A 1,586-nucleotide genomic window follows, 5' to 3' on the forward strand; every position below is an offset into this window, starting at 1 on the left:
ACACAACCCTGTCCGAACGCACGTGTGATTCGACACGCCACGTCTGGTGCCCGTCGAACGCACGCCAAATCATTCCCGATCATGGGCTGCGCAACCGTCAGATGGTGCGGATCCGCGGCCACACCGCGTGCCACGGTTGCTTCGGGTCGAGCGTGATCGTGTTGCCCCCGACCATGTTCACCACGCCGGCCTCGATCTCGCGGAGTTCGCGCGACTGTCCGAAGTGGTCGGACAGCGGCTGTTGGTTCCCGACGTACAGCACTGTGTCGGCGTCCTCCGGTGGTGTGCCGAAGAACCAATAGCCGCGGTGCGGGCTGTAGGTGCGGGGCAGGCCGGCTTTCCGGCCGCGGACGTCGAGAGCTCCTGCCAGGTAGTAGTTCTCGGCGACGATCACGGTGTGGCGCTGCTGCTCGGCAGGGAGCGCTCGGTATGCGCGGGCGACGGATTCGGTCAGCTCGGGCCATCCGGTGAGGGCCACCCGCAGCCCTGCAACCAGCACCGCGACGGTCAGGAGTGCGGGGAAACGGCGGGAGGGGGCGGGGAATGCGGTCCGTGTTTTCCGCGTCCAGGGTGGCTCTGGAATTCGTGGACATCTGCTCCCCGTGCGTTGCGCGTTCGCGGGGATTTTAGTCGTAGCAGCAGGGGAATGGCGTCGATCTCGGACGCGGGGCCGTGAGTGTGACAACGCGGGGACTGTCGGCACTGCCAGACGACGCGGGTCCGGTCAGCAGGGGCGTCAGGCACTGGTCTTCGCGTACACCTTCCCGTCTCCGGCCAAATTGCGGTCCTGGACCAGAGCGTGATCCGCCAGCTCGACACCCCGCGCGAGGGTCGGTGCGGAGGACTTCCTAGCCGGTTTGCGCGTCGCCCAGTTCATCGGCGAGGTCAACGTGCTGGATGGCACTTCCGTGGGCGGCGCGGTCTGCCGGGTTGCCGACTGCGTGGTGGTGTCGGCGGATCCGTCTGTGGGCGGCCGCAGCGGGGCGATGACATCCGGGGCTACGTGCGGCCAGAGGCGATCCGGCTCGCGACCTCGGGCGTGGGCTGCCCGGCACGATTTCGGGACACCGGGTTCCTGGGCGCCAAGGCCCGGTGTGCGGTGTCCGCAGTGCCCGGTGTTGTCGAGCTTTCGCTACCGCTCGGCAAATCCGTGCCGGAGCGGGGCAGGAGTGAAGTGCATGTGGCAACCGCAACACGCGTCGCTGACCGTCCGCGGATCCTGACGGCCCGACGCGGACCGCTCTGGAGCACCGGGCTGCTGCGGCCGCGCCGGCATCGCGGCGTGCGTCCTGCTGTTCGTCGCGCCGCTGCTCACGTCCCGGTCGGTGCTGGACAACCTGTTCTCCAGCGCGTTCGCGGTGCCGACGATCGTGCTCGGCATAGGGTTGCCGCAGTGGGTTGCGCAGCACGGCCTGATGACCATCCCGGTGACGCGGCTACTCGCGCACCTGATGCTGACCGTGCCCTACACCGTTCGGTTGGTGCTTGCCGGGCTAGCCCCGTCATCCGCACATGGGCATAGGTGAGTTGATCGGCCGGGCCTGTGTCTGCCCGATCGAGGGCTCTGACAGGGTGTTCGGTCGTGG

2 protein-coding genes are annotated in these 1,586 nt (G+C 68.2%); one reads left to right on the plus strand and one right to left on the minus strand.

Annotated features, from left to right (window positions below; genetic code table 11):
- Nucleotides 1-97: 97 nt before the first annotated feature.
- Nucleotides 98-499, minus strand: coding sequence for a hypothetical protein (locus ACWDKQ_RS36075; protein ID WP_450143225.1), 402 nt, complete (start codon nucleotides 497-499; stop codon nucleotides 98-100).
- Between the two features lie 826 nt (nucleotides 500-1,325).
- On the opposite strand from ACWDKQ_RS36075, the gene ACWDKQ_RS36080 reads away from it, so the two are divergent.
- Nucleotides 1,326-1,526 carry a hypothetical protein gene (locus tag ACWDKQ_RS36080; RefSeq protein ID WP_450143226.1) on the plus strand — a complete coding sequence of 67 codons (201 nt, stop codon included), beginning with the start codon at nucleotides 1,326-1,328 and terminating at the stop codon, nucleotides 1,524-1,526.
- Nucleotides 1,527-1,586 lie beyond the last annotated feature (60 nt).

The organism is Saccharopolyspora sp. NPDC000995 (genome assembly GCF_053599315.1).